16 protein-coding genes are annotated in these 19,504 nt (G+C 70.7%); 9 read left to right on the forward strand and 7 right to left on the reverse strand.

Going from position 1 to position 19,504, the window contains the following annotated elements; all coding sequences use genetic code 11:
- Positions 1-105: 105 nt before the first annotated feature.
- From IE272_RS32495 to eccB, 7 genes are all read right to left on the reverse strand, one after another.
- Complete coding sequence (locus IE272_RS32495; protein WP_007453256.1) at positions 106-402, reverse strand: WXG100 family type VII secretion target; 297 nt, start codon at positions 400-402, stop codon at positions 106-108.
- Between the two features lie 36 nt (positions 403-438).
- Positions 439-792 (reverse strand): WXG100 family type VII secretion target, encoded by a 354-nt coding sequence (locus IE272_RS32500; protein ID WP_007453257.1) that lies wholly within the window; start codon positions 790-792, stop codon positions 439-441.
- 71 nt (positions 793-863) lie between these two features.
- Positions 864-2,105, reverse strand: a complete 1,242-nt coding sequence (locus tag IE272_RS32505) for a S8 family serine peptidase (RefSeq protein ID WP_190009319.1) — start codon at positions 2,103-2,105, stop codon at positions 864-866.
- 29 nt (positions 2,106-2,134) lie between these two features.
- Entirely contained in the window at positions 2,135-3,790 is a 1,656-nt protein-coding gene (locus IE272_RS32510; protein ID WP_190009321.1) for a WXG100 family type VII secretion target, read from the reverse strand.
- The gene (locus IE272_RS32515) at positions 3,787-4,269 is read right to left on the reverse strand and encodes a DUF2563 family protein (RefSeq protein WP_190009323.1); all 483 of its coding nucleotides are present in this window, start codon (positions 4,267-4,269) and stop codon (positions 3,787-3,789) included. The genes IE272_RS32510 and IE272_RS32515 overlap by 4 nt, the downstream gene beginning before the upstream one ends.
- A 162-nt stretch (positions 4,270-4,431) precedes the next feature.
- Complete coding sequence (mycP, locus tag IE272_RS32520) at positions 4,432-5,688, reverse strand: type VII secretion-associated serine protease mycosin (RefSeq protein WP_056704319.1); 1,257 nt, start codon at positions 5,686-5,688, stop codon at positions 4,432-4,434.
- Positions 5,689-5,702: 14 nt separating this feature from the next.
- Positions 5,703-7,229: a type VII secretion protein EccB gene (gene eccB / locus IE272_RS32525; RefSeq protein ID WP_190009325.1), complete on the reverse strand. Its 1,527-nt coding sequence runs from the start codon at positions 7,227-7,229 to the stop codon at positions 5,703-5,705.
- A gap of 183 nt (positions 7,230-7,412) precedes the next feature.
- On the opposite strand from eccB, the gene eccE reads away from it, so the two are divergent.
- The 9 genes from eccE to IE272_RS32570 all read left to right on the forward strand — a co-directional run bounded on the left by eccE (position 7,413) and on the right by IE272_RS32570 (position 19,495).
- Positions 7,413-8,768 (forward strand): type VII secretion protein EccE, encoded by a 1,356-nt coding sequence (gene eccE, locus IE272_RS32530; protein WP_050358530.1) that lies wholly within the window; start codon positions 7,413-7,415, stop codon positions 8,766-8,768.
- Positions 8,765-9,475 (forward strand): hypothetical protein, encoded by a 711-nt coding sequence (locus IE272_RS32535; protein ID WP_047179113.1) that lies wholly within the window; start codon positions 8,765-8,767, stop codon positions 9,473-9,475. Before eccE ends, IE272_RS32535 begins: the two co-directional genes overlap by 4 nt.
- 86 nt (positions 9,476-9,561) lie before the next feature.
- The gene (locus IE272_RS32540) at positions 9,562-9,795 is read left to right on the forward strand and encodes a DUF397 domain-containing protein (protein ID WP_032792700.1); all 234 of its coding nucleotides are present in this window, start codon (positions 9,562-9,564) and stop codon (positions 9,793-9,795) included.
- 361 nt (positions 9,796-10,156) lie between these two features.
- The gene (locus IE272_RS32545; RefSeq protein ID WP_190009327.1) at positions 10,157-13,219 is read left to right on the forward strand and encodes an SCO5717 family growth-regulating ATPase; all 3,063 of its coding nucleotides are present in this window, start codon (positions 10,157-10,159) and stop codon (positions 13,217-13,219) included.
- Positions 13,220-13,426: 207 nt separating this feature from the next.
- Positions 13,427-15,304, forward strand: coding sequence for an ABC transporter substrate-binding protein (locus tag IE272_RS32550; protein ID WP_050358532.1), 1,878 nt, complete (start codon positions 13,427-13,429; stop codon positions 15,302-15,304).
- Between the two features lie 3 nt (positions 15,305-15,307).
- The gene (locus IE272_RS32555; RefSeq protein ID WP_032792703.1) at positions 15,308-16,399 is read left to right on the forward strand and encodes an ABC transporter permease; all 1,092 of its coding nucleotides are present in this window, start codon (positions 15,308-15,310) and stop codon (positions 16,397-16,399) included.
- Positions 16,396-17,370, forward strand: coding sequence for an ABC transporter permease (locus IE272_RS32560; protein WP_179893061.1), 975 nt, complete (start codon positions 16,396-16,398; stop codon positions 17,368-17,370). The genes IE272_RS32555 and IE272_RS32560 overlap by 4 nt, the downstream gene beginning before the upstream one ends.
- Positions 17,367-18,443, forward strand: coding sequence for an ABC transporter ATP-binding protein (locus tag IE272_RS32565; protein ID WP_073957511.1), 1,077 nt, complete (start codon positions 17,367-17,369; stop codon positions 18,441-18,443). The genes IE272_RS32560 and IE272_RS32565 overlap by 4 nt, the downstream gene beginning before the upstream one ends.
- Complete coding sequence (locus IE272_RS32570) at positions 18,440-19,495, forward strand: oligopeptide/dipeptide ABC transporter ATP-binding protein (protein ID WP_229897892.1); 1,056 nt, start codon at positions 18,440-18,442, stop codon at positions 19,493-19,495. The genes IE272_RS32565 and IE272_RS32570 overlap by 4 nt, the downstream gene beginning before the upstream one ends.
- Positions 19,496-19,504 lie beyond the last annotated feature (9 nt).

A 19,504-nucleotide genomic window follows, 5' to 3' on the forward strand; every position in this document is an offset into this window, starting at 1 on the left:
ACCTCCCGCGCGTGTCCACCCTGATGTGCTGTGCTGCGTGCTGTGATCTGGTGCTGTGTTGTGCTGTGCTTTGGTGCTGGGCTTTCGTGCTGGGCTTGAACTCCGTTAGAAGTTCGCTGCCGCCCGCTTGTCACCGCTGCGGTAGATGGGCGACGCCTCGCTGACCTTCTGAGCGATGTCGTTGAGGTTGTCGCGGATGGCGCTGGCGTCGTTCCTCCACCGCTCCTGGGCGTCGGCGTAGGCACGCTTCGCCTCGCCCTCCCACAGCTCCGAAACGCCCGCGATCATGGTCCTGATCGCTTCGAGGTCCTCGGCGAGCTGCTTGCCCTGTCGCTTGATCTCGGCGGCCGCGAGATCCAGGCTCGCGTAAGTGACGACCGTCGTACCGTCGTTGTTGCCCATGTGATCCTCCGCTGAATTCGAGTTACGGGATGAGGCTCAGAAGTCGTTTAGGCTGGACGCCCGGTTCGTCGCCGCGCTGGAGTGGCCTTCGACGACGTCCACGCCCTTGAGGGCCGCGAGGATCTCGTCCTCGTTGTTGCCCGAGATGGTGCGGGCGGCCTTGATGGACTCCTGGAAGTGGAGAAGCTGCTTGGCCAGGCTGACCATGCGGTTGTTGATCTGCTCCTGCTTCGCGTTGAAGTGGTTGGCGCCGATGCCCTGCCACTTGCCCTCGAGGCCGTCGATCGTCGCGTGGAGCTTCTGGAGCTGGCCCTTCACCGAATCGAACTTGATGGAGAGGTCGCCTTCCAGCTTCAGGAGTGCGGCATCTGAGACCTTCTGATCTGCCATGGTTCTCTTTCCCTTTCGGTTGGTTCTGCAAGGCCGGCACGGGTCGCCGGCCGGTTATGCGGAACGTGCGGTCAAGCGGCCTTACGCCTGCGGACCACGGCGTAGGCCACTCCTCCGAGCACGACCACAACTGCGGCCACTCCGAGGATCAGGCCCAACTGGCTTTCGTCCCCCGAGGACTTGGTTTCTTCTGCCGCCACGGGCTTGTCGGCCTCCGCGCCGTTCTTGGCGGGCTGCTCCGAGGCCGAGTCGGCGGGCTTCTCGGACGAGTCGGCGGGGCCGGTCGTCCTCTCCTTGGTCAGCGGGCTGATGTCCGGGTCGCCGGGCTCACCCTTGCCCTTGAGGACGTTCATCGAAGGGCGGATCAGACCGTGACCGAGGTACTTGCTGGTCTCGCCCTTCTTCCAGTCACGGCCAGCCGTGTCGAAGAGGACGTTGAGTACCTGGTTGGCCGTCCAGTCGGGGTGGAGGGACCAGACGAGGGCGGCAGAGGCGGAGGCGATGGCGGTGGCGGCGCTGGTGCCGCCGTCGCCGTCGCAGTAGCTCTTGAAGGAGCTGTCGCACCAGTACGGGACGTCGCTGCCGGGGGACGCTACATCCACCGTGCCTGCGTGCTGCGAATAGAACGAGACCTTCCCCTTGCGGTCTGCTGAAGCGATACCCACTACCTCAGGGAAAGCGGCTGGATACCCCTGCTTGTTCTTCTTATGCCCTTCATTCCCCACGGCCGCGAAGAGCAGCTTGCCTTTACTTTCGGCGTACTTGATCGCTTCATGTTCCTGAGGCGAGAAGTAAAAGCCACCGAAGGACATGCTGATGATCCGTGCATCGCCGTCGGCCGCAGCGCGGATGGCGTTCGCCGTGTCAGGGATCGTGATGGAAGGCTTCTTCTTCTCGAACTCGCCCAAGGCGACGCGCATAGGGATGATCTTGGCTCCGGGGGCAAGTCCCTTCAGACCGCCTCCCTTGCCTGTCCCGGCGATCAACTCAGCCATCGTCGTACCGTGACCGTCGTAGTCGTCGGTTTCGTCGCCTGGTGCCTCGGTTGCGTCGACTCCCTTGAGCACTTGTCCCTGCAGCGACGGCGTGGACGAATTCACACCCGAGTCAATGACAGCGACTTTGACGCCTTCGCCCGTCGTGACTTTCCACATTTCCTCAGCCTGCATCGCGCTGAGATACCACTGCTTCGACTGCGTGTCGGCTGCGGCGGGCTGCGCCGCGCCGACGAACAACACACTCCACGAAGCGGCCACAGCCAACGCGCCGAGCCCACGCACGCGCCTCTGAGCTCGGCTCATTCCTGCTGTCATCCCGGCTTCCGTACCTTCCCTGGGGACTGCTACTCGACCACCGGCGGCACGGCTCCGCGCCGACCGGCATTCCACGTCTCTTCGTCTTCCGTCAGGTAGTCGGGACGGGTCGAACCGTTGTCGTCCTCTTCCTCCCGGCCGGAATTCCGCCGACCGGCAGGACCACGGACGAGCCCTGCCCCACCGGCCGTGAAGCCCTTGGCATTCGAGCCGGCTCCCCCAGCCTTGCGGGGAGCACCCACGACTCCGTTGGCGCCCGAAGCCTGAGCGGGCCGTCCGCCGGGCCGGGATGCGGCAGCCGCTGCCCCACGTCCTCCGATCACGCCCCGCTGACCGGCAGCTCCGGTCCTTCCCTGGGGCGCATTCTGAGGGGTTCCGCCGACGATGCCGGTTCTCCCTCCCCCACGAGGACCTCCGACTGTGGACGTTCCTCCTTGGCCGGTAACCGGTCGTCCACCGGTCGGAGTGGAACGGCCGGTGATCGGCGACTGCGGCCCGACCGGTGGACGGGTGGACGTCCCTCCACCTCCCATGGGGCTGGGACGGCCGACCGGGGGCCCGCCCGGGCCCTTGGCCACGGGCCCTCCCCCGGTGGGCTGCGCCTTACCCAAGCCGGGGCCTGCCGGGTTCACCGTCCGTTGCGTTGCAGGCCCTGTGGTACGCGGCGGGTTCCCCTGCGTGGTGGTCATGAAGGGCGGCGGAACCGGCGAGGGCTGCGGAACAGTAGGCCCCGTCGTGGGCGTGGGCGACGGGAGCGGCGGCGTGCCGGTAATCGTCGTCGGAGCAGGCGGCGTCTTGACGCTATTGATCTCCGTAGCTGTGCTCCCGTCCGGCAAGGGTGCCGAGCCGAGAACCTGATTCGGTGGCCTACTGGTTGTGGCTACTGGAGCGGTGTCCCCCGCCGTAGAGCGTCCTGAAGAGTCAGGCACTGGACTGTTGCCGAGACTCTCGGAGCGCTCGCCGGAAGTGCCGGAGGTCGGGGTGCCCCAACGATCCCTCGGCGGAGGCATATAAATACCCAGCGGCTTATCGAACCGCGGCGGCTCCTGCCCCGCCAGCACTTCCTCGGAGACCGAGTAGTACGACGCCAACCGGTTGACCTGGTTGATCGCCTCCTGGCGGTTCTTCTCCACCTCAAGCGCAGCCGCGTACTGCGGGTTCGTCTCGGTCCGGGCCGGGAACAGGATGTCCTTCACGTCCGTCTGGATCATCCGGCTGTCACGCGGCGGCATGGCACTCTTCACCGACGCCAGGCCGGTGCCCGCGACCGTGATCTGAGTGCCGGCCGCGTCCGCGAAGTCGCCCAGCTTCTCGGCGTGGGCGACCAGGCCCGTTCCGAAGGCCCGGAAGGCCGTGCCGGACTCGCCCTGCCAGTCGACCCCCTTGAGGTGGTCCTTCAGTTCCTTCGCCGCGCGCCGGATGGCGTCCCTGGCCTTCCAGAGGGCCTCGCCGGCGCTCTCCAGGTGTTCCGGGTTGGTGTTCTCCACCATGTCGATGAGGGCGTTGAGCTGGTGTCCCTCAAAGGAGGTACGGCCTCCGGTGCGGGGGTTGCCGAAGCCGAAGGATTCCATTGCCCGGCCGAGCGTCTCGGTCATGTCCGTGACGACGATCTGGGTCTGGACCCGCCCCTCGTCCTGCTTGTGCTGCTCGGCGGGGGTCAGGTTCGGCTGCTTCTCGTCGCTCATTCCGCTGCCCACCCGGAGTCCGACTGCTTCTCGTTGTTGGTCTGTTCAGGCTTCGCCTGCTCGGCCTTCGCGTGCTTCTCGCGTTCCTGTTCCATCCGGGTCTGGATCTCGTAGAACCGCCGCCTGATGTCGTCCTCGACGTTGTCGAAGCCGACGGCCGCCGCGTGCACACCCAGGCTCAGGTACTCGATCTGGTCGCCGAGCGACTTGGAGAGCGAGACGAGGGAGGAGTGGACCCGGTTGTACTGGGTGTAGAGGCCGTCCGCCTCGGCGAAGCGCGCGTTCGGGCCGCTCAGTGAGGCCCGCGAGACCTTCTGGTCGGCGACCTTCGTCTTGCTGGCCGCCGAGCCCTCGAAGTCCGTCAGCAAGGCGTCGACACGCTTCTTGAACGTCTCCAGCGCTCCCACTCCGCGCCTGAGGTCACCCGTACCGCCACCGCCACCTGGATCGGTCACAATGCCGTCCTCCCCGTTCTGCATCCCCGTTTGCTCGGATCATGCCGCGTTGCTATCGCACTGCCGCGGTCCGATCCGATCCCATCCCGACAACTCTAGTCACTGCCTACGACAGCGCCAATCGACTTGAGAGCCACGTGACTTGTCTCATGACTGGCTCTTCACCGTTCTTCACCGTTCCCGTCGTTATGCCGCGCCCGCCAGACGCCCCGCGCGTCGCCGCTTGTCCCGTACCGCCACAGCCGTACCCGCGATGGCCGCCACCAGGACGCCGCCGCCGACCATGACGTACGTCGCCAGGCGGGCGTTCCGCTCGTCGGCCGTTTCGCCCAGGTGGAGTTCTGCGGGGGTGGGGGCTTTGCCCTTGCTCATCCCCTCGCCGGCGACCGGTTGGTCGATCGGTTTGTCGTCCTCGGTGAGGGCGCGTACCGGGTCCACCACGCCCCAGCCGACCAGACGGTCGTGGCCCGCCACCGAGCGCTCCGCCGTCTGCTGCATCTGCGCGACGATCTGCTTCTGCGTCCAGTCGGGGTGCTTCGCCTTGATCAGGGCGGCTACTCCGGCGACGTACGGGGCGGAGAAGCTGGTTCCGTTGTCGGCGCAGTGGCCGCCGCCGGGGACCGTGGAGACCATGTCCACCCCGGGGGCGGCGATGCCGACGAAGTCGCCGGACTGGGAGAAGGCCGCCCGTTCGTTGTTGCGGTCCGAGGAGGCGACGGCGAGGACGCCGTCGAAGGACGCCGGGTAGGTCTCCTTGACGTTGCCGCCGAGCCCGTCGTTGCCTGCCGAGGCGACGACCACGATGTCCTGGGCGAGGGCGTTGTCCACGGCCTGCCTCAGGGCCGGGGACGGCTTCACCGCGTTCGCGGTGTCCTGGGAGATGTTGATGATGTCCGCGCCCGCCTTCTCGGTGGCGTAGCGGATGGCGTCGGCGAGGGTCTCGGTCGTTCCGTGGCCGTCGGCGTCGTTCTGCTGGAGCGGGATGATCGTCGCGTCGGGGGCCAGGCCGGTGAAGCCCGTGCCCTTCATCTCGCGCGCGGCGATGATGCCGGCGACCTTGGTGCCGTGGCCCACGGTGTCCGTGGTGCCGTTCTCCTTGCCGCGTTCGATCTTCGTACCGTCCTCGGTCTTGAGGTTCTTCGGCAGGAAGTTGCGGCCCGCCCCGGTGTCCACGGCGGGCTTGAGCTGTTTGTTCCTGACGTCGACGCCGGTGTCGATGACCGCTACGCGTACGCCCTTGCCGGTGGACTGCTTCCACACCTCGTCCAACAGGACGCGTTGCAGGGCCCAGGGGCGGCCCGGGTAGCTCTTCGAGGGGAACGTGCACTGCGTCGAGTCGGCCGCGGCCGCCGGGAGCGCCGGCAGGGTGACGACGAGGACGGCCGCGGCCGCCGTGGCGGTGAGCAGACGGCGGGCCGGGCCGTGGTGGTCGTGGGTCGCCATGTCCGTGCCCCCGCTCACGAACCCTGCGGCTGGCTGGCCGCACCGGTGGAGAGCCGGGGGCCGGTCGGCAGGAGGGCGGACCAGACCGCCGGTACGGGGTTGGGGTCGACGTCCTTGTAGCCGAGCCGGTTCTGCGCCTGCTGCGCCTCTTCCTGCTGGGACTCCCGCTCTTCCTTCGAGCCGGACACGCCGATGCCGGAGTCGTCCTGGCCGCTGTCGCTGTTGGACTGCATCGCGTAGCGCAGGCCGGTGTCGGTGACCAGGAACAGGAAGCCGGCGCTGGTGGTGGATCCCTTGAACTGGCGGAAGAACTCGCCCGATCCCGGCGTGACGTAGGCGCTGCTGGAGCCGGTGGGGAGCGTCGCGGGGAAGCTCGTGCCCACCCAGGTGCTCAGCGTGGTGGCACCGCTGTCCGCGTCGACTCCGCGCAGTACGTTGCACACGGTGTTTCGGCTGCCCTTCGTGACGTCCGGGGAGTTGACGGGCTCGGGCTTGCTGACCGGCCAGTCCATCTTCTGGTTGAAGGGGGCTCCCGGTTTGATCTCACCGGCGCTGACCCCCTGGGCGTTGCCCGCCTGCTTGAGGGATACCAGCTGCCTGCTGCTGAGCAGGAGCTTGGCGGTGAAGTCCGAGACGGGGGCGACCCTGCCCGGCAGGACGACGTAACTCTGGGTCTTGGTTCCCGCCGTCGCGGCCAGGACCATGCCGACCCTGTTCGTCCGGTCGTCCAGGATGCCGGGAGCGCCCGCGGGGGCCCCGGGGGTGCCGTCCACGGTCGGGAAGGTGATCGGAGCCCCGGTGTGGAGCGTGGCCAGCCAGGCGGCCGAGACCCGCTGGGGCTTGGTGTCCTGGCCGACCAGGGTGCGCAGGAGCAGTTCGTCCTTCTGGACGGGGTAGGCCTTGCCGGCGGCGTCCACGATGTAGCGGGTCCGGTCCGGCCCCTCGACGTACATCAGCTCACCGCCGGCCAGGGCGTTCTTGCCCTCGGTCTTCTTCTCCTCGCGCTCGGCGAAGATGAAGGTCGCTTTCTGGATGGCCCTGCCGCCCTCGCCGGGCCGCTCGCAGACCGCCCAGCGCTTGGCGGCGCCCGCTTCCTTGGAGTCGGGCAGCCGGTCGGGGGCGTACGGGATGCCGAGCGTCGCGCCGTGCGGAATCTTGCCGCTGTCCAGGACCGACTCGTTGACGTTGACGACGGTGCCCTTGTCCGGGGCGAGCAGGAGCTTGGCGGAGGCCATGTTCAGGACGGGGTGCAACTGCTTCTTGCCGTCGGTCTCCAACACCACGTACCGGGTGGTGGATTTGCTGGCGATGATGACGTGTTCCTTGGGGGCGTCCCATTTCTGGGGGGCCACCGGCTTGAACATGCCCCAGGCGCCGAAGACGGCGAGAACCACGACGGCGATGATGGCCCCGGGCAGTACCGCGCGCAGCGGTTTGGGGGCGCCTTCCTCGGAACCCGTGGGGTTGGGTTGCAGGAACTGTGCGATCAACCTCCGCTTCGCAAAGGTATAGGCGTTGAGCTCATCCCGCCGTGATGCCATGTGTCCGCTGACCCTTCTCCCCAGTGATCGAACAGGGTCCCACACGCACCGTCGGCCCCCGCTGCCGTACCGCGCCCCTACTATGCCTGCTGGGGTTCCGCTCCCTGTGCTCAGGTAGGGTGACGACCCGATCAACACCCGTGTAAAAAGCGGTGAATACGGACACGAGGGGGCAACGGGGCGATGGGTGCAGCTACGCGCGAGCGTACCGGGCGGGCCGGCCGTAGAAGCTCCGGGACTTCCCGGAGGCAACGTAGCAACGAGTCGCCCGCGACGCCCCCCGCTCGGCCCTCCGGCACTTCCGGACAGAACGCCCCCGCCGCGACGACGCTGCGTTCGATCTCACGGACCGACCGGGTGCGCCCCGTGCTGCGGCAGATGGTGATCGTCGAGGTGGGCCTCGTGATCGCCGCCGTGGGCGCGGCGCTCGGCGGCGCCTGGCTGATCCCCTCGCTCGTGGTGCTCTGCCTGCTGGTCGCCCTCGCGGTGGTACGCCGGCGGGGCCGCGCGCTCCAGGACTGGGTGTCGGGCGCCCTCGGGCTCCGGGCCCGGCGCCGGGCCGCCGCCACGCCGCCCTCGGACGCGGAGCCGATGCTGGCGCCGGTCGCCGAGAACGTGCCCGGCTTCGGCCCGCAGGTGTACGTGGACCGGACTCACCGGACGGTGGGCATGCTCGGCGACGGCACGTTCCTGACGGCCGTGGTGCGCGTGGAGGCGAGCGGCGAGTCGCTGCGGCCCGCGTTCGGCGCCCGGTCGCTCCCGCTGTCGCTGCTGGGCGACGCACTCCGGGTGGACGACATCGTGCTGGAGTCGGCGCAGTTGGTGCAGCAGGTGCGGTGCGCTCCGGCTCCCCATCTGCCGCAGCAGTCGGTGGCCCGGCTCTCGTACGCGCCGCTGCAGGACCAGACCGGTGCGCCCGCCCTGCGGATGACGTGGGTGGCGGTGAAGCTGGATCCCGAGCTGTGCCGTGAGGCCATCGAGGCGCGCGGCGGCGGGATGGAGGGTGCGCAGCGCTGTCTGGTGCGGGTCGCGGACCATGTGGCGAGCCGGATCACGGGCGCCGGTTTCCAGGCCGCGGTGCTGGACCAGGACGAGTTGAACTCCGCCGTGGCCACCTCCGCGTGCGCCAATCCCATCCTGTCGGGGCGGGCGGGCCGGCCGGACGCCGCACCGCAGCGGCGCACGATGGAGACGTCCCGGGTCTGGCGGTGCGACGACCGCTGGCACACCACCTACGCGGTGGACCGCTGGCCCGAGCTGGGCCGGGGCGCGACGCCGCTGCCGCAGCTGGTCGCGTTGCTGACCTCGGTGCCCGCGTACGCGACGACGTTCAGCCTGACGGTGCGCCGCGGGGTCCGCCAGGGCTCGACGAGCGTGGCCGGCCATGTGCGGGTCACCGGCGGTTCGGACACCGAACTGATCGGTGTGAGAAGGACGTTGGAGCAGGCAGCCCGGCACGCCAAGGTGGGGCTGGCACGACTGGACCGCGAGCAGTTGCCGGGCGTCCTGGCCACGCTCCCGCTGGGAGGCGCACAGTGAGCAACCGGACCGAGCCCCGGCGTGGGCTGCGCGGCCCCCGTCACGCGGGTCACACCGTGGCCGCGGATCACCTGGGGGCGTTGTCCCTGCCGGTCGGCGACGACGGCGTGATCATCGGCAACGACGCGAACAACAAGCCGCAGTTGATCGGCTTCCACCGTCCGGTGCCGTACGACGTCACGCTGATCGGCGGGCTGTGGACGGCGCAGGTCCTGGCGCTGCGGGCGGCGGGCACGGGCGCCAGGGTGGCGGTCGAGACCGGTCGCGTCCAGGCCTGGACCACGCTCGCCCAGGCGGCGGGCGCCGGGCTGGAGTGCGTGTCCCTGTACGACGTGGGCCGTGTTCCGCCGACGGGAGCGACCGTGGGCAGTCCCGTGGTCGTCGTGCGGGACTGCGGCATGCGCCCGCCGCGCGGCCGGGTGGTGTCCTCGCCGTGGCAGTCCGTGCTGACGCTGCTTCCCTATCTGAGCCCTGTCGCACCGCGGTTGATGCGGTCGTCGGCGCTGGTGGGCATCCAGCGGGTCTCGCCCGGCGAGGCCGAGCAGATCGGCCGGATCCTGGGGCTGGCGCGGGCCGAGTACGAGGCGCTGCCCACCCTGGCGGACGGTGTCACCCTCTGGGTGGCGGGGCGCGAACACCATTGGGTGATGACCAACCCGACGGACGCCGAGACCGGTCTGCTGGGCACAGCTCGCCGGATGGACTGATTCCTGCACCGTTCGGCCCACGAACACCCCTTCCGCCGGGGAACATGGACCACGCACCGAATCCGTTCGATCGAAGGGACGCCGTCATGGGCACCCAGCAGGAAAAGGACGAGCTCTACGCTCTCGACATCTCGGATGTGACGTGGCTCAGTGCGCCCGGCACCGAGGAGGCCGAGGAGCGGGTCGAGATCGCACATCTGCCGGACGGCGCCGTCGCCATGCGCTCCTCGCTGGACCCGGACACCGTCCTGCGGTACACGGAGGCGGAGTGGACGGCGTTCGTCCTGGGTGCTCGCGACGGTGAGTTCGACCTCACGTAGGTCCGTGCGTCACGCGGGTTCGGCCCCGTGGGGGCGCGGAGCGCCGCGAAGGGTGGCCGCCGGAGTGAGCTTCCACCCTTCGCCCTGTACGTGTATGGCATGGATTGACCGTCTCGTCGCACCCTTTCCGTCGCACGTGGTTCACCGGGGTGTGACACGTGGCCCGTGGGGCGGGGTTCGGCGTGCCCCATGCCCTGCCTGAGTTCACCGGATGGCGATTAGGGTGGGTGGGGCGCGGCAGATGAAACCTGCGAGCAGGTGATGCGCGTCGCAAGGGGGAGAGCCGGGCGGACCGGCACATCGGGAACGGTCGCCCCCACCCACCACGGCACAAGGGTGCTCGACCACACCAGGAGGCAAAGTGAACGGCGATCGGGACGAGATCCGCGGCGGATGGGACCTGCCCGTCGACGAGTCGTCCGACGCGGATCCCGCCGAGATGACGGGTGAGTTCACCATCGACTACACCCCTCCCGCCTGGTACACGCAGAACGCGGCGGGGGACTCGTCGGGAGGAGCGGGCTCGCACCTGGCGCCCCCTCCGCCGGTCGGGGCGCCTCTGTCCGCGCCCGACCTGTCGGCGACGCCCGGCGGCTTCGACCCGAACTGGGCGCCCGAGCCTCCGGCGCCCGCCGAGCCGGCCGTCCCCGCGGCTCCGGAGGCTCCGGTCTCCCCCGCCGTGCCGGAGACGCCGCACGCTCCGACTCCGCAGGCGCAGGTTCCGGACGCTCCCGCTCCGCAGACGCACGCGCAGGCCGCGGACGCTCCGGCTCCGTACCCGCAGGCCCCGGACGCTCCGACCGCTCCGGCCGCCGACAGCGGGGACGCGGGGCCGTTCGGCGGCGGCGATGTGGAGAGCGGCGCGACGATGCGGTTCTCGCCCGCCGCGCTCCAGCGGGAGATCGCGGAGCGCGAGGCGGAGGCCTCGGCCGGATCCGCCGACGGGACGGGTTCCGGGTCCGCCGCTGACGGCCTGTCCGGTGCCGGGGCGACGGACGACGGGAAGGCCGACGCCCTCGCCTCCGGTACGGAGCCCGAGGAAGCGTCCCCGTCCGGTACGCCCTCCGGGCCGGCCGCCGCCGCCCTTCCCTCGCTCGCGGACACGGACTCCGCGGCCGTCTCCCGTACGGACACGGGCTCCGCCGACGCACCCGCGCCCGACGCCAGCGCCATTACGCCTCCGAACGCCGGCGCGGGCACGCAGGACATCGCACCGCAGGACGCGGGTCCCCAGGACTCCGCGCCCCAGGACGTGGCGCTCCCCGCCGCCGACGCCCCGCAGGCCGCCTCGGCACCGGTGCCGTGGTCGCCGCCCGCGCAGGGCGGCGCGCTGCCGCCGCTGCCGCCCGCCTTCCAGCCGGCCGCTCCGGGGCCCTCCGCGCCGCAGCCCGCGGCGCAGTGGCCCGGTTCCGCACCGGCGAACGAGGCGCCGGGCGGCTACGGCTTCCCGCAGACCGGCCAGCCGCCGCAGGCACCTCAGGCGTTTCAGCCCCCTCAGGCGCCGCAGGCTGCCCAGCCGCCGCACCAGCAACAGCCGTTCCCCGGTCAGCCCGGCCCCGGCGCCCCGCTGCCGCCCCAGGCACACCCCCAGGCCCCCCAGGGCGCGGGCGGGTACGGCTTCCCGCCGCAGGGCGGCTACGGCTTCCCGCAGCCCGGCCAGCCGGGCCAAGCGCCCCACGCGCCGCAGCCCCACGCGCCCTTCCCGGCCCAGGGCACCCCGAACCTCCCCGCCCCCGTCGCCCCGCAGCAGCCGGAGGCGTACGGACAGCAGCCCCAGGCCGCCCAGGCCCAGCCGCAGCAGCAGCAGCAGCCGCCGCCTGTCGACCCGCGTACGGGCGGAGCCTGGCCCACCCCGGTCGCGCACGACCAGCGCGAGCGGTCGGTGCCCGGCGCCCCGCTCGGGTACACGGCGGCCGTCGAGCTCTCCTCCGACCGGCTGGTGCGGGGCAAGCAGAAGGCCAAGAGCAGCCGTAACCCCTCCGCCGCCTCCCGGTTCAAGCTGGGCGGCAAGAAGGAGGAGGCCGAGCGGCTGCGCAAGCTGGAGCTGATCCGCACCCCGGTGCTGTCCTGCTACCGGATCGCCGTCATCAGCCTCAAGGGCGGTGTCGGCAAGACCACCACGACGACCGCGCTGGGCTCGACGCTGGCCACCGAGCGGCAGGACAAGATCCTCGCCATCGACGCCAACCCGGACGCCGGCACGCTGGGCCGACGGGTGCGCCGCGAGACCGGGGCGACCATCCGCGACCTGGTGCAGGCGATCCCGTACCTCAACTCGTACATGGACATCCGGCGGTTCACCTCGCAGGCGCCCTCCGGTCTGGAGATCATCGCCAACGACGTGGACCCCGCGGTCTCCACGACGTTCAACGACGAGGACTACCGGCGCGCGATCGAGGTGCTCGGCAAGCAGTACCCGATCATCCTCACCGACTCGGGCACCGGGCTGCTCTACAGCGCGATGCGCGGGGTGCTCGACCTCGCCGACCAGCTGATCATCATCTCGACGCCCTCGGTCGACGGCGCGTCCAGCGCCTCGACGACGCTGGACTGGCTCTCGGCGCACGGCTACGCCGACCTGGTGCAGCGTTCACTCACCGTCATCTCCGGTGTCCGCGAGACCGGCAAGATGATCAAGGTGGACGACATCGTCCAGCACTTCGAGACGCGTTGCCGCGGAGTCGTCGTCGTGCCGTTCGACGAGCACCTGGCGGCGGGCGCCGAGGTCGACCTCGACATGATGCGGCCCAAGACCCGTGAGGCGTACTTCCACCTCTCGGCGCTGGTGGCCGAGGACTTCGCGCGGGCCCAGCAGCAGCAGGGGCTGTGGACGGGGGACGGCCAGAACCCGCCGCCGCAGTTCGCCCCGCCCATGCCCGGCCAGCAGGGCTACCCGGCGGCCCAGCCGATGCCGGGACAGCCGATGCCGGGACAGCAGGGCGGCCCCGGTCAGCCCGCGGCGGGTCAGCAGGTTCCCGGTCAGCAGATCCCGGGTCAGCAGATCCCCGGTCAGCAGCCGTACGCACCGCAGCAGCCCGGGCCCGGCCAGCCCTACCCGCAGCAGCAACCGCAGCCGCAGCACCCCGGGCAGCCGCAGCAGGGACAGCCGGGACAGCCGCAGCCGTACGCCCAGCAGCAGCCCTACGGTGGACAGCCGCCGTACGGGGGATATCAGGCGGCCGGTCAGCCGGGCGGCCCCTACGCCCCGCAGGGGGCTCCCGGCGGACCGCAGAACGGGTGGCTCCAGGCGCCTCCCCCGCAGGCCGGGCCGGGTGCGCCCGGGGCAGGCGCGCCGCCGCAGGCGCAGCCGGAACAGCAGGGCGGGCAGGCCAACCCGGCAGGCCAGCCCGAGTTGCAGGGTCCGGTGCCTCCCGCCGGCTGGCAGCAGGCGCCTCCGCAGCCGCCGCCGGCGCCTCAGCAGTAGGCCCGAAGTGGTTGAGACCAATGAGGGCAAGTGAAGGGCCCGTACCGCTCGCGCGGTGCGGGTCCTTCCGCTATTCCCGCAGCCCACACGCTGTTTGACTGACCGTTGACGAGCCTCGACCACCGCTGATAAACCTTCGCTTCACCAACTGGCGAACCAGAGATCTACCCGCCTTCTTCAGCGAGTGATGACGCGAGGTCCCCGTCCATGGTCACTAGAGTTCCCCACCACTCCACCCGGCCACGCCGACGCCTGCGCCTCCTGCTGGCCTCCGGCGTGGCCGCCCTGGCACTCACCGCCGGATCCGTCGTACCCGGAAACCTGCTCGCGCCCGCCCCCTCCGAGGCGCGCGCGGACGACGGGAAGACGACGCTCACGGTCGCCGTCGCGCAGAGCGTCGACTCGCTCAGCCCGTTCCTTGCGCAGCGGCTGCTCAGCACGAGCGTCCTGCGGCTGATGTACGACTTCCTCACCAACTACGACCCCAAGGACAACAAGGCGATCCCGGGCCTCGCCACCGCGTGGGAGCCCTCCGCGGACAAGCTGACGTGGACGTACACGATCCGCTCGGACTCGAAGTGGTCCGACGGGCAGCAGGCCACCGCCGAGGACGCGGCCTGGACGTTCAACAAGATGATGACGGACGAGGCCGCCGCGACCTCCAACGGCAGCTTCGTCGGCAACTTCGAGAAGGTGACCGCCCCCAGCAAGGACAAGCTGGTCATCACGTTGAAGGAGCCGCAGGCCACGATGGCCGCGCTCGACGTGCCGATCGTGCCGAAGCACCTCTGGGAGAAGGTCGGCGACTTCTCGAAGTTCAACAACGACAAGGAGTTCCCCATCGTGGGGAACGGTCCGTTCATCGTGACGGACTACAAGGTCGACAGCTATGTGAAGCTGAAGGCCAACAAGGACTTCTGGCGCGGGTCCCCCAAGTTCGACGAACTGGTCTTCCGCTACTACAAGGACCAGGACGCGGCCGTGGCCGCCCTGCGCAAGGGCGAGGTGTCCTTCGTCGCGGGCAGCCCCAGCCTGACCCCGGCCCAGTCCGCCTCGCTGGAGAACGCTCCGGACATCAAGGTGAACGACGCCCCGGGCCGCCGCTTCTTCGCGCTCGCCGTCAACCCCGGCGCCCGTACCAAGGACGGGCAGAAGTTCGGCGACGGGCACCCGGCACTGCTGGACCAGAAGGTGCGGCACGCGCTGTTCATGGCGGTCGACCGCAAGACCATCATCGACAAGGTCTTCCAGGGCCACGCCGTCGAGGGCGAGGGCTACATCCCGCCGCGCTTCGGCGACTACTTCTGGAAGCCGTCGGCGGACCAGAAGCTCGCCTACGACCCGGCGCGGGCCGGATCCCTGCTGGACGAGGCCGGGTACAAGAAGAACGGCGCGGGCAAGCGCGTCGGCAAGGACGGCAAGCCGCTCGACTTCCGCATCCTCTGCCACGCCACCGACCCCAACGACAAGGCGATCGGCAAGTACCTCCAGGAGTGGTGGGGCGAGCAGGGCATCGGGCTGAAGGTCGACTGCCTCGACAACGTTTCCGACCCCTGGTACGCCGGTGAGTACGACCTCGCCTTCGACGGCTGGTCCGTCAACCCCGACCCCGACTTCGTCCTGTCGATCCACACCTGCGACGCACTGCCGGCGAAGGCGAAGGAGACGGCCTCGACCGACAACTTCATCTGCGACAAGCAGTACGACGAGCTCTACAAGAAGCAACTGGCCGAGTACGACCCCGCCAAGCGGGCGGATCTGGTCAAGCAACTGGAGTCACGGCTGTACGACACCGGGTACATGAACGTCATGGCGTACCCGAATGCCGTCGAGGCCTACCGCACCGACCACATCGAGTCCATCACCACCATGCCGTCGGCCGCGGGCAACATCTACGGCCAGGACGGCTACTGGAGCTGGTGGTCGGCGGTCCCGGCCGCCGGGGCCTCCTCGTCCGGTTCCTCCGACTCCGGTGGCAGCTCCACCGGGGTGCTCATCGGGGTCGGGATCGCCGTCGTCGTCCTCGCCGGTGGCGGACTCCTGTTCGCCATGCGTCGCCGCTCCACCGCGGAAGACCGTGAATAGTCCATGAGCTCAGAAAGCACTCCCGCCCTGCTGAAGGGCGCGGCGGGCGTGGAGAGCACCGAATCCGGCGGCCCGGCTCCGGCCGGGCCGTCGGCCCGCTCCCCGCGCTCCCGCTCCACCGCCGCCTACGCCCGCTACGCGGCGGGCAAGCTCGCCGGGGCGGCCGTCTCCCTCTTCGCCGTCCTCGTCACCAGCTTCTTCCTCTTCCGGCTGATCCCCGGCGACCCGGTCAAGCAGATGACCGGCGGCCGTCAGGTGTCGACCGAGCAGATCGCGGCGATGCGCCGCGAGTTCGGCCTGGACCTGCCGCTGTGGGAGCAGTTCACCCAGTACTGCGGCAAGGCGCTGACCGGCGACTTCGGTACGTCGTACCAGTTCCGCGCCCCGGTCGTCGACAAGATCGCCGAGGCGCTGCCCGCCACCCTGCTGCTGACCGGCACCGCCTTCGTGATCTACACGCTGCTCGGCATCTGGCTGGGCGCGCGCTCCGCGTGGCGCAACGGCAGCGCCGGGGACCGCGCCAACACGGCGTTCGCGCTGACGCTGTACTCGGTGCCCTCGTTCTGGCTCGGCCTGCTCCTCATCATCACCCTGTCGGTGGGCATCGGCCCGATCCCCGGGCTCTTCCCGACCGGCGGCATGGAGTCCGGCGACACCGAGGGCTTCGACCGGGTGCTGGACATCGCCCACCACATGGTGCTGCCCGTCGTCACGCTCGTCGCCGTGGAGTACGCGCGCACCCTGCTGGTGATGCGCTCCTCGCTGCTGGACGAGATGGGCAGCGACTATCTGACGACCGCCCGCGCCAAGGGGCTGCGCGACGATCTCGTACGCCGGAAGCACGCCGTGCCGAACGCGATGCTGCCGACCGTGACGCTGCTCTTCGTGAACCTCGGCACGACGGTCGCCGGGGCGATCCTGGTGGAGACCGTGTTCTCCTGGCCGGGGCTCGGCGGCCTCTTCTACCAGGCGCTGAGCGTGCCCGACCTGCCGTTGGTGCAGGCGCTGTTCTTCGTGTTCGCCGCCGCGGTGATCCTGATGAACACGCTGGCCGATGTGATCTATCCGCTGCTCGATCCCCGGGTGGGCCGATGACGACGTCGATGCAGAAGCCCGAGCCGCTGGAGCCGGACGCCCGGAAGCCCTCCGGGCAGCCGGAGAAGGTGGTTCCGGTGCAGAGCCCGCGCGCCCTCACCCGGGCCCGGCGGCGGCAGGCGGTGGCCCGCTTCTGGCGGCAGTACCGCACGCACCGCGCCGGGCTCGTCGGTCTGGCCGTGCTCGCGGTGATCGCCCTGCTCGCGCTGACCGCCCCGCTGCTGGTGGGGGCCGACTCGCAGAGCGTGACCAGTGCCCCGGGCGGCCCGATGGAGGCCCCGAGCGGTGAATTCCCGCTCGGGACCGACCAGTTCGGCCGCAGCCTGCTGGCCCTGATGCTCTGGGGCACCCGGGTCTCGCTGACGGTCGGCCTGCTCGCCGCCTTCCTGTCCGTGGCGATCGGCACCCTGATCGGGATCACCGCGGGCCACTTCAAGGGCTGGTACGCCACCGTCGTCATGCGGATCACCGACTGGTTCCTGGTGATGCCGACCCTGGTGCTGGCCATCGCCCTGGCGACCGTTCTCTCCCGGTCGGTCTGGACGACGATCCTGGCGATCGGCGTGACGACCTGGCCGACGACCGCACGTCTGGTCCGCGCCCAGACGCTGTCGGTCGAGTCCCGCCCGTACATCGAGCGCTCCCGGGCGCTCGGCGGCGGACACCGCCACATCATGTCCCGCCATGTGCTGCCCAATGTGATGCCCCTGGTGCTGGCCCAGACCACACTCGTGATCTCCACCGCCATCCTCACCGAGGCGACCCTCGCCTTCCTCGGCCTCAGCGATCCCACGATCGTCTCCTGGGGCGGTCTGCTCCAGGACGCCCGCGAGGCCGGCGCGGTCAGCTCCGGCAACTGGTGGTACCTCGCTCCGCCCGGACTCGCCATCGCCGTGGTCGCCCTCGCCTTCACGCTGTGCGGCCGCGCCATCGAGTCCGTGCTCAACCCCAAGCTGGGGGTGTCCCGTTGACCGCCACGACCACGACCACCACGCCGAACCCGGACCCGTCCGGCTCTCCCGGCCTGTCGAAGCCGGTCGGCGATCCGCCGCTCCTGGAGGTGCGGAACCTGACGGTCACCTACGGGGGCGGGGCCGACGCCGTCCCCGCCGTACGGGGTGTCGATCTGCGGGTCGAGGCCGGGCAGAAGCTCGGCATCGCCGGGGAGTCCGGCTGCGGGAAGTCGACGCTGGCCCTCGCGCTGCTGCGGCTGCTGCCGGCGACGGCCACGCTGTCCGGCGAGATCCTTCTCGACGGCGAGGACGTCCTGACCATGAAGTGGGGGCGGCTGCGGGCCGTCCGCTGGGCGGGCGCGTCGATCGTCTTCCAGGGCGCGATGCACTCGCTGAACGCCGTGCACCGGGTCGGGGACCAGATCGCCGAGCCGATCCTGCTGCACAGCAAGTCCACCCCGGCCGCCGCCCGCAGGCGGGCCGGTGAGCTGCTGGAGCAGGTGGGGCTGCCCGCCGCCCGTGCCCAGGCCTACCCGCACGAGCTGTCCGGCGGTCAGCGGCAGCGCGTGATGATCGCCATGGCGCTGGCCTGCGATCCTCGGCTGATCGTCGCGGACGAGCCGACCACCGCCCTCGATGTGATGATCCAGGCGCAGATCCTGCGGCTGATCGAGGCGCTCGTCGCGGACCAGGGCGTCGGGCTGATCATGATCAGCCACGACCTCGCGGTGCTCGCCGACACCTGTGACCGGCTCTCGGTGATGTACGCGGGCCGGGTCGTCGAGGAGGGCCCGGCCCGGCAGGTGTACGCGGACGCCCGTCACCCGTACGGCAGGGCGCTCTCCGCCGCGTTCCCGAGGATCGGGGACCTCTCCTCCCGGCACGCCCCGCGCGGCCTGCCGGGCGACCCGCCGGACCCCTCGGCGCTGCCGGGCGGCTGCACCTTCCATCCGCGCTGCCCGGTGGCGCTCGACTCCTGCGCCACCGAGGACCAGGAGCTGCGGGACGCCGGGGCCGAGCGCCGGGCGGCCTGCGTCCTGGTGGACGCGCCCGTCCCCGCCGGGGCCGACGACACGAGGAGCACGACATGAGCACCACCCCTCCGGTCGACGCCGCTCCTCCGGCCGGCACCGCTCCGGTCGGCGCAGCTCCCCTGCTCAGCGCCGAGACGCTGAAGGTCGCCTTTCCCGGCCGGCGCGGGGCCGCCACCGCCCGCGCCGTCGACGGCGTCGATCTCGACATCCGGCCCGGCGAGATCGTCGCGCTGGTCGGCGAGTCCGGCTGCGGCAAGACGACGCTCGCCCGGTCCCTGCTCGGCCTGGTCCCGCCCACCTCGGGGCGGGTCACCTTCGGCGGCGCACCGCTCGACTACACGGGCCGGGCGCTGAAGGCGTACCGCAAGCGCGTGCAGCTGGTCCTCCAGGACCCGAGCGGTTCGCTGAACCCCCGGCACACGGTGTACGACGCGGTGGCCGAGGGGCTGCGCATCCACGGGTACGCGGGCGACGAGCGGGCGGCCGTCTCGGAGGCCCTCTCCCGGGCCGGGCTACGACCGCCGGAGCGGTTCTTCCTGCGCTTCCCGCACGAGCTGTCGGGCGGTCAGCGCCAGCGGGTGGTGATCGCCGGGGCTCTGGTGCTGGAGCCGGAGCTGATCGTGGCCGACGAGCCGGTGGCGTCGCTGGACGCGTCGGTACGGGGCGAGATCCTGGCGCTGCTGCTGCGCCTGCGGGACGAACTGGGGCTCTCGGCGCTGGTGGTCACCCACGACCTCGGGCTCGCCTGGAACATCGCGGACCGGGTGGCGGTGATGTATCTGGGCCGGATCGTCGAGACGGGCCCGGTCGAGCAGCTGCTGACGGCCCCTCGGCATCCGTACACGCGGGCCCTGTTGTCCGTGCTCCCGGAGGCGGAGGGCGAACCGGTCGTGCTGGCCGGGGAGCCGCCGGACCCCTCGAACGTGCCCTCCGGCTGCCGGTTCCACGTCCGCTGCCAGGTCCTGGCCTCGGGCGAGGCGGAGCGGGCGGGCGTGGCGGAGGCGTGCCGCACGGTGGATCTGCCGGTGCTGAGCGGCGGCGGGGACACCCAGGTGGCGTGCCACTGGGCGGCGGCGTGCGGCGGGGAGGACCGGGGCGTGCCCGCCTGAGGGCGGTGC

Origin of the sequence: Streptomyces anulatus (assembly GCF_014650675.1) — a bacterium.
In the GTDB taxonomy this organism is placed as follows: Bacteria; Actinomycetota; Actinomycetes; order Streptomycetales; family Streptomycetaceae; genus Streptomyces; species Streptomyces anulatus.

Coding starts and splice junctions, on each gene's coding strand:
- IE272_RS32495 (WP_007453256.1), bottom strand. CDS start 402: ATGGGCAACAACGACGGTACGACGGTCGTCACTTACGCGAGCCTGGAT.
- IE272_RS32500 (WP_007453257.1), bottom strand. CDS start 792: ATGGCAGATCAGAAGGTCTCAGATGCCGCACTCCTGAAGCTGGAAGGC.
- IE272_RS32505 (WP_190009319.1), bottom strand. CDS start 2,105: ATGACAGCAGGAATGAGCCGAGCTCAGAGGCGCGTGCGTGGGCTCGGC.
- IE272_RS32510 (WP_190009321.1), bottom strand. CDS start 3,790: ATGAGCGACGAGAAGCAGCCGAACCTGACCCCCGCCGAGCAGCACAAG.
- IE272_RS32515 (WP_190009323.1), bottom strand. CDS start 4,269: ATGCAGAACGGGGAGGACGGCATTGTGACCGATCCAGGTGGCGGTGGC.
- mycP (WP_056704319.1), bottom strand. CDS start 5,688: ATGGCGACCCACGACCACCACGGCCCGGCCCGCCGTCTGCTCACCGCC.
- eccB (WP_190009325.1), bottom strand. CDS start 7,229: ATGGCATCACGGCGGGATGAGCTCAACGCCTATACCTTTGCGAAGCGG.
- eccE (WP_050358530.1), top strand. CDS start 7,413: ATGGGTGCAGCTACGCGCGAGCGTACCGGGCGGGCCGGCCGTAGAAGC.
- IE272_RS32540 (WP_032792700.1), top strand. CDS start 9,562: ATGGGCACCCAGCAGGAAAAGGACGAGCTCTACGCTCTCGACATCTCG.
- IE272_RS32550 (WP_050358532.1), top strand. CDS start 13,427: ATGGTCACTAGAGTTCCCCACCACTCCACCCGGCCACGCCGACGCCTG.
- IE272_RS32555 (WP_032792703.1), top strand. CDS start 15,308: ATGAGCTCAGAAAGCACTCCCGCCCTGCTGAAGGGCGCGGCGGGCGTG.
- IE272_RS32560 (WP_179893061.1), top strand. CDS start 16,396: ATGACGACGTCGATGCAGAAGCCCGAGCCGCTGGAGCCGGACGCCCGG.
- IE272_RS32570 (WP_229897892.1), top strand. CDS start 18,440: ATGAGCACCACCCCTCCGGTCGACGCCGCTCCTCCGGCCGGCACCGCT.